Raw genomic sequence first — 7,446 nt, forward strand, 5'->3', positions numbered from 1 at the left:
TTAAACGTCAATTTGAATCCAATTATTAGGGATAATTTTTTTTGGATATTCCCTATTCACTTTATGCCCTAGCCAGTAACGAGGTACATAAATAATTTTATTGGGCTTTTTATTAAGCCAAGCACCCCACCAATGAAATGTACTATTTGAAATGATATTTATATCACTTTCCATAAGAGCAATTAAGCTATCAATTTCATTGTCTATAAAAATGGCATTTTCAATATTGAAGGTGTTTTTAATTTTCTCAATTTCATCTGAAATAAAAAAAATTGTTTTGTCTGTTATATCAATACCATGTAAAACCTGTTTAAAATAATCAATTGGTAGCAGAGGTGTATTATTATCAATCTCGCTAATTTTCCAATTTTCATAATCACCTAAACGAATTGCTACACAAACTCTACTTTTTTTCAGTTGTTCAGAATACTTTTTTAAAAAATTTATTTTATATTTTTTCTTTATTTTAAATATAGATCTAACGCGTTCATTGTTCGCAAAATATTCTTCTGATTGAAAATAGCCATAAATTATTGTGTGATTTTTAATAGAATTAATAATTATATGAGGATTCAAATCTTGGTTTAAATCTGTAAATTGATAATTTTTGAATTTTAATGAAGCTAAATATGTGAGGTATCTGTATTTTCTTTTAAAATAGTTATTATACCCTCCAAGTAAAAAATATTTCTCTAAAAGGGTAGTGTTAAATATGAAATCAGTTTTTAATTTTTTGCTAACTGAATCAGCAAATGCAAATTGAAACATATTATTTCCTAGACCTCCTGAATTTAAAATATTAATCATACTTTTTAAATAAGTTTTTTGCTTTATGAATTAGTCTTCTTAAATATTTAGTTTTTATGTATTTGGCGTGTAAATTCTGATTTTCAATAATTAATTGATCATATTTTTTTTTCAACTCATATGTTTGAATTTTAGATATTATTTCTTGAACCTCTTCTGTTTTACTTATCTTCTTTTTAAAAATTATTAAATTTCCATATTCAAAATGATTTTTGAATAAACTTTCAAAGCTAGTTACCTTATTTACGTCAAAAAATAAATTTTCAATTTCATTTGATTCAAGAATCAAGCCTTGTTCATACCCCAATCTTTTTAAGATATGTAATATTTTAATCACCTTATTAAAGTATTCATGACTCCATCCATTTATACCATTTTTTTTCAACCCACCTCCACCATATTCAAATTCTATTATACAGGGTAATCTTGTTGGATTTATACCTTCTAACTGTTTTAAAATCTCGAATTCAGTACCTTCAGTATCAACTTTCAAGAAAGTAATGTTTATTATAGAATATTTGTCAAGAAGTGTTTGAAACAAAATTGCTTGAACATTTTGTTTGTTTTTCTTATCAATTCCCCACCAATTTTCATTAATTGATGATAAATCTGTTAATTCATTAGAATAAAATGTAATTTCTCCCTCGAAATCATATATACAAACCTTTTCAAAATTAATATTAAGTTCTCTAGCAATATTAACAAATGGTTGATGTGGAATCGGATCAATAGCTATACATTTTAAGCCTGATTTTTTATATTCTACACAATAAAAATTATCAGTACCAATTCCAATTTCAATTGCAAATCCTTTTTTTGTTGGATCAAAATACTCTGTTAATTTATTAATTATTGATTGGCTTAATATTTCTGGAAACATTAGATGATGTTTAAATTATGAGCAAAAGAGACAGTTCCCCTTACTTCGATTGGATACGGTATTATTTTTGAGTCGATAAATTTTTCTGATATTTGAAATTTCAAAATATTTAAAAAATCACCTGAACATAAATCAGAATTTATAAACAAACCAATTGTGTAAGAACCAGGTATCAAATTGATGTTTTTAATATATCCATTTAATTTTAGGAAGTTTTTTTCTTTAGAAGATTTTTCCAATAGCTCACTTCTTAAATCTATAATCGCTACTCTTTTTTCATAACTATTATAAATTAAAAGAGATAAACCTGACATAGGATTTATATTAATCGAATCAATTTCCAAATTGAACATTAGGTCATCAAAGCTTTCAAAAACATTTTTGTTAATTTCAAACTGTTTCAAGCTTACATATGCATTTAGATTTAGGTGTTCAATATTTATAATGTTGCCATCAGAATTTGAAATATATTTTGATACTACTTTATCAACTTTATCTTGAATAATAATTTCACCATTATTAAGTAAAATACAGCTCGAGCATAAACTTATAATCGATTCCATGTTATGGCTTACAAACAACACCGTTCTGCCTTCGCTTTTGCTTACATCGCCCATTTTACCTAGGCACTTTTTTTGGAATTCGGCATCGCCAACGGCTAAAACTTCATCAACTATTAAAATTTCAGATTCTAAGTGGGCTGCTACCGCAAATGCTAATCGGACATACATTCCCGAACTGTATCTTTTTACTGGAGTATCTAAGTACCGTTCTATTCCGGCAAAGTCAACGATTTCATCCAATTTACGCTGAATTTCCTTTTTCCGCATGCCCAAGATGGCTCCATTAAGAAAAATGTTTTCTTTGCCACTCAATTCTGGGTGAAAACCGGTTCCAACTTCCAGCAAGCTGGCGATTCTGCCTTTGCCAGTTATTCTTCCAGTTGTAGGAGCAGTTACTTTACTCAATATTTTCAATAGTGTACTTTTTCCAGCACCATTCCGCCCAATAATTCCTACCGCATCGCCTTGCTGAATCTCGAAGTTGATATCTTTTAAACTCCAAACTACATTACTTTCACTTTTGCTATGCTGATCGTTACTTTCCCCGATGCGCAAAAATGGATCTTCTTTACCTCGAATGCGAGCATACCAACGCTCCAAATCTCTGCTGATTGTACCAGTTCCGATTTGGCCAAGCTGATAAGCTTTCGAAAGGTTTTCTACTTTAATGGCTACCGACATAATATTATTTCAAAAGCCCCTCTCCTCCGGGGAGGGGTTGGGGTGGGGCTCTTTTCCAGAGTTAGGCTAAACCGTATCAACAAAATTTCGCTCCACCTTATTAAAAATTACAATTCCAAAAACGAGTAGGAGCGCAGTAACAGTTGTAGCATACCCCAAACTTCCCCAGCTAAAACTCCCTTCGCCCAAAAAGCCATATCTAAACGTTTCGATGACGGGGGTCATGGGGTTGTATTCGATGATCCAGCTGTATTTTGGGTATTTTTCTAACGCGGTAGATAGGGGGTAAATAACAGTAGTCGCATACATCAGCAATTGGACGCCAAAGCCTATTAAAAAGGCGAGATCCCGATATTTAGTTGTCAAAGCTGAAATAATCATGCCAGCGCCCAGACCTAATAATGCCATTAAAACAACAATCATGGGGAAAAGTAAGATTGCCCAAGAAGGATGGAAATTTGCACCAGAGAAATAATAATAAGCCACTAAGGTTAAGAAGAGGAGCATCTGCACACCAAACCTCACCAGATTACTCACCACAATACTTAAGGGCATAATTAACCTTGGAAAATAAACCTTGCTGAAAATACCTGCATTGTCTTTGAAAACAGAAGATGTTTTATTCAAGCAATCGGCAAAATAATTCCAGGCGGTAATTCCAGCCATATAAAACAGAGGCTTTGGTAAACCATCTGTAGAAATTCCAGCTAAGTTTCCGAATATGAAAGTGAATATGATGGTTGTAAACAAAGGCTGAATAAAAAACCACAATGGCCCAAGAATGGTCTGTTTATAGAATGAAACAAAATCTCTTCGAACCAGAAGCCACAATAAATCTCGATACGCCCAAACTTCATTGAACTTTAAATCAAGTAATGAGGTTTTGGCTTCAATGGTCCAATCGTGATCTTGATCGTTCATTTCTGTTTTATTAATTGATTCCAATAAAATGTATCCTTGGCTATTTACTTTTTTCTTGAAATTACGCTAGCGTTAACGATGGGAGCGGCATCCTTTTTGGTTTTCTCTTCCAAAAAGATACAGCGAACAGCCCCAAAGGGGGTGGCTTTGCCACGTGTTAAAACGCCCAAATTATAAATCAATAAATAGGTTGCCGTTTTAATCAGTGTGTTTAGTGTTAAGCGTTAACAAACTTTTTACCAGTACTTCCATTCTTAATTAATATTTCTATCGCTTTTTTGTATCTATTATAATTGAAAACTTCCATACAATCGCGTTGTAAAATCAGTTTATCGTTTATACTTTGAGGATGATCTAAAAAGTACTGAATTTTCTCTTCTATATCCTTTAAGTTATCAGGGTCGACTAAAGCGCCCAGTCTTCCGTTTCGCAATGCATCAACACTTCCATCTTTGTTGCCAGCAATTACCTGCAATCCGCTAGCGATCGCCTCAATAAAAACGATTCCGAAACCCTCTTTCTTACTTGGCATAATAAAGATATCCGATAGGAGGAAATGATCCGTTACTTCGGCCTCATCTACAAAACCAATAATGCGAATCCGCTTCTCTAATTGATGCTTTTTTACCAGCTCATCTAGTCTGCGTTTTTCAAGGTCATCCCATTTGCCACCCAATAAATAAATTAGGTTTGGGTGTTTCTCCAAAAGCGCTGGGAGCAACTCTATATTATGGTCGTAACCTTTGTATTTTTCCGAAGATGACAATCGGGAAAGCGAAAATAAAATGATGTTTTCTTCGCTCAGATTGTACCTATTTAATAAAGCTTTAGGTTTATCAAAGTTTTTAGAAACGTAATAAAAAGGATCCAAACAGTTATTTAAAACTTCTAATTGTGCCTCTGGAATGCCGTGCATCGTGTGGATCTTACTCGCGGTAAAATGGCTGACACAAATAATTTTATCTAAACTTTTGAGCACATTAACTTTTGCTTCGGGCAAGGCCCTCCAGATTTCTATTCCATGGGCGATTAGGTAAACTTTTTTTTTCGGCTGAAGCCTCTTAATCAGATAACCTACATTGAGTAAATGGATATGACTCAATACAATTACATCCGATTTCAAACCTTTTATAAGTGCCTTGAGCACAAAATATTTTCGATTGAAATTGAATCCGGTGAACTGATCTTTAGTCAAATACCTCGAATCTCTTTCGGTATTTCGATCATACATAGAATAAACACAAGGTTCGATGGTATTTTCTTCACTTAAATCGTAAAAAACTCTACACAATGTTCTACATACTTTTTCTATTCCTCCCGTAAAACCAAATGTTTTCAGCGTTAAAAACAGCACTTTAGCTGGCATGATAAATTCGGTAAAGTGCAAATGCAGAAGACCAATGAAGATTATTATCTCCAAAGGCATGCATCAATGTTTTGGCCCTTTTATTGGTATAACGGTCAGGATCTGAAATATCTTTATTCTTGCGCATCCATTCCTGAAATGGGAAAGTGAATCCCATTTTTGATCTGTTCCAAGTTTCGGCTGGCAAATCGTCTTTATAAGCTTCAACTAAGAGCTTTTTCTTCTGTTCGTAACTAAATTTGATTTCATTTGAGATGGAAAGCACCAAGCTCACAAAATTGCGATCTAAGAATGGAACTCGAACTTCAACACCGTGGCTCATGCTCATAAAATCGGTATCTTTCAAAAGCTGATTTTGCATATACATATTGAACTCAAACCAGCTGGCTCGAGTTTCGTTACTCGTATTTTTGATGTGTGGGCTCACGGGAATATTTTCAAGGCAATCCAGCACCGTCTTCATGTCGATATCTAAAAGTTCTGCAATTACATCGGGCGAATAAACTCCACGCAAACATAAATATTCGCCAATAGGAGAGTCTAAACTTAAATAATACAAGCGTTTAAGTTTGATGTTCTTAAAGTAACGCATACTTTTTAAACTACTTTTACTTAACCAGTTTAAGTTTTGGATTTTATGAATTCGGTCAAATGAAGGGTAACCTCCAAATAATTCATCGGCACCCAAACCAGAAAGAACCGATTTTATCCCGTTTTCTTTCGCCGCCTTACAAACAAACCAGGTATTAATTCCGTCGTTCGTTGGCTGATCCATGTTGTGGAGTACAGTTTCAAAATTTTGGACAAAATCCCGATAGGTTATCAATCGTTCTATTTTGGTTGCATTTATTTTATTGAGCAGTCCTGTTCTCTGTTTATGTTCGGAGAAATCGATTTCATCAAAATTGGCAGAAATACAACTTAAATTATCCTCGCTAAATTGATTGGCGAGAAGCGTTATAATGCTCGAATCAAGTCCGCCACTAAATAAAACCCCAATATTTACGTCAGAAACAAGTTGATGTTGTATGGATTTACTTAATTCTTCTCTAATTCTTTTGATGGCGTAATTTTCATCAGTAATAAATGAAGAGCTCTCAAATTGAAAATAGGATTGAATTTCGCATGCTGCGGTTCTTAAATCGTATCTTAAAAAGCTCCCTTTTGCAAAGCTATGTACATTCTTTAGCGTGGTATACGGTTCAGGAATATGGCCGAAAGCTAGATAATAGATCCTCCAATTTTCATCTTCTTGATTAATATTGGCATGTTGAAATGCTTTTACCTCTGAGGCAAAGGTCAATTGACCATTCTCTAAATGATAGTAAAGCGGTTTAATTCCATTGAAATCGCGGACTAAATACACACATTGTTTGCGCTTATCAAAAATGCTAAAGGCAAAAATGCCATCCAGTTTTTCGAAAGATGCTTCTCCCCATTGTTGGTAAGCGTAAAGAATAACTTCAGTATCGGTTTGGGTTTTGAAAAGAAATCCTAAGGAAATCAATTCTGTTCTAATTTCCTTAAAATTATAAATTTCCCCATTATAGGTAATCGCGAGGTTATGATCTTGACTCTCCATCGGTTGATGTCCGCTCGAACTGAGGTCTAAAATGGCCAATCGCCTATTTCCAAGACAAACATGGGCATCTAAATCTGCATAAATTCCAGAATCATCAGGACCTCCATGTTGCATGCTCTCACACATCGCTTTCACACGATGGCTAAGGGTTTCAACAGATTGATTCCGATCAATAATTCCTGCTATTCGACACATTTTAATAAGGAGAGCTCAAATGATAATATTTGCAAACCAACTAATACAACTGACCAATGAACCAATCACCAATGAACTAAAGACTAATGAACCAAGGACCAATGAACTAATGACTAAATGAACCAATAAACCATCCTTGCACAGCTTCGCCCCTTCAGTCACATTTTTATTTTAAAAAATGACTGATTCATTTATATTTTTTTATTGCTAATCTACTTTGATTAGGCAATCATTTTAACTTCAACTCTTGCCTTTCCTCTTTGCTAGGCCTTACCACTAAATCTCCGTTCTGCTCTCAGCCGGCCTAATTCCAAAGGAATCCCTTTGGGACAAATTTTTGAGGTAGCGATTGTCCAAGCCACCGCACTCGCATGGTGTCAAAAATTTTCAGCCGGCAGTTATTAATCTGTTTATTTTGTTTAAACGGCATTAATGAGCTCGCAAAAAATGC

6 protein-coding genes are annotated in these 7,446 nt (G+C 34.0%); all 6 read right to left on the reverse strand.

Features of this window, described 5'->3' with window-relative positions:
- The gene (locus H7U22_RS17360) at positions 1-807 is read right to left on the reverse strand and encodes an alpha-1,2-fucosyltransferase (RefSeq protein WP_187072610.1); all 807 of its coding nucleotides are present in this window, start codon (positions 805-807) and stop codon (positions 1-3) included.
- Complete coding sequence (locus H7U22_RS17365; protein WP_187072611.1) at positions 800-1,687, reverse strand: FkbM family methyltransferase; 888 nt, start codon at positions 1,685-1,687, stop codon at positions 800-802. The genes H7U22_RS17360 and H7U22_RS17365 overlap by 8 nt, the downstream gene beginning before the upstream one ends.
- Positions 1,687-2,931 carry an ABC transporter ATP-binding protein gene (locus H7U22_RS23155; protein ID WP_187072612.1) on the reverse strand — a complete coding sequence of 415 codons (1,245 nt, stop codon included), beginning with the start codon at positions 2,929-2,931 and terminating at the stop codon, positions 1,687-1,689. Before H7U22_RS23155 ends, H7U22_RS17365 begins: the two co-directional genes overlap by 1 nt.
- A gap of 66 nt (positions 2,932-2,997) precedes the next feature.
- Positions 2,998-3,852 (reverse strand): ABC transporter permease, encoded by an 855-nt coding sequence (locus H7U22_RS17375; protein ID WP_187072613.1) that lies wholly within the window; start codon positions 3,850-3,852, stop codon positions 2,998-3,000.
- Positions 3,853-4,069: 217 nt separating this feature from the next.
- A complete protein-coding gene (locus H7U22_RS17380) occupies positions 4,070-5,218 on the reverse strand; it encodes a glycosyltransferase family 4 protein (protein WP_187072614.1) in 1,149 nt (382 codons plus the stop codon).
- Positions 5,208-6,995, reverse strand: coding sequence for an asparagine synthase (glutamine-hydrolyzing) (asnB, locus tag H7U22_RS17385; RefSeq protein ID WP_187072615.1), 1,788 nt, complete (start codon positions 6,993-6,995; stop codon positions 5,208-5,210). Before asnB ends, H7U22_RS17380 begins: the two co-directional genes overlap by 11 nt.
- Positions 6,996-7,446 lie beyond the last annotated feature (451 nt).

It is taken from the genome of Pedobacter fastidiosus, from assembly GCF_014306625.1.
GTDB lineage: Bacteria > Bacteroidota > Bacteroidia > Sphingobacteriales > Sphingobacteriaceae > Pedobacter > Pedobacter fastidiosus.

Excerpts from the sequence above, each read along its gene's own strand:
- H7U22_RS17360 (WP_187072610.1), bottom strand. The coding sequence starts at position 807 with ATGATTAATATTTTAAATTCAGGAGGTCTAGGAAATAATATGTTTCAA.
- H7U22_RS17365 (WP_187072611.1), bottom strand. The coding sequence starts at position 1,687 with ATGTTTCCAGAAATATTAAGCCAATCAATAATTAATAAATTAACAGAG.
- H7U22_RS23155 (WP_187072612.1), bottom strand. The coding sequence starts at position 2,931 with ATGTCGGTAGCCATTAAAGTAGAAAACCTTTCGAAAGCTTATCAGCTT.
- H7U22_RS17375 (WP_187072613.1), bottom strand. The coding sequence starts at position 3,852 with ATGAACGATCAAGATCACGATTGGACCATTGAAGCCAAAACCTCATTA.
- H7U22_RS17380 (WP_187072614.1), bottom strand. The coding sequence starts at position 5,218 with ATGCCAGCTAAAGTGCTGTTTTTAACGCTGAAAACATTTGGTTTTACG.
- asnB (WP_187072615.1), bottom strand. The coding sequence starts at position 6,995 with ATGTGTCGAATAGCAGGAATTATTGATCGGAATCAATCTGTTGAAACC.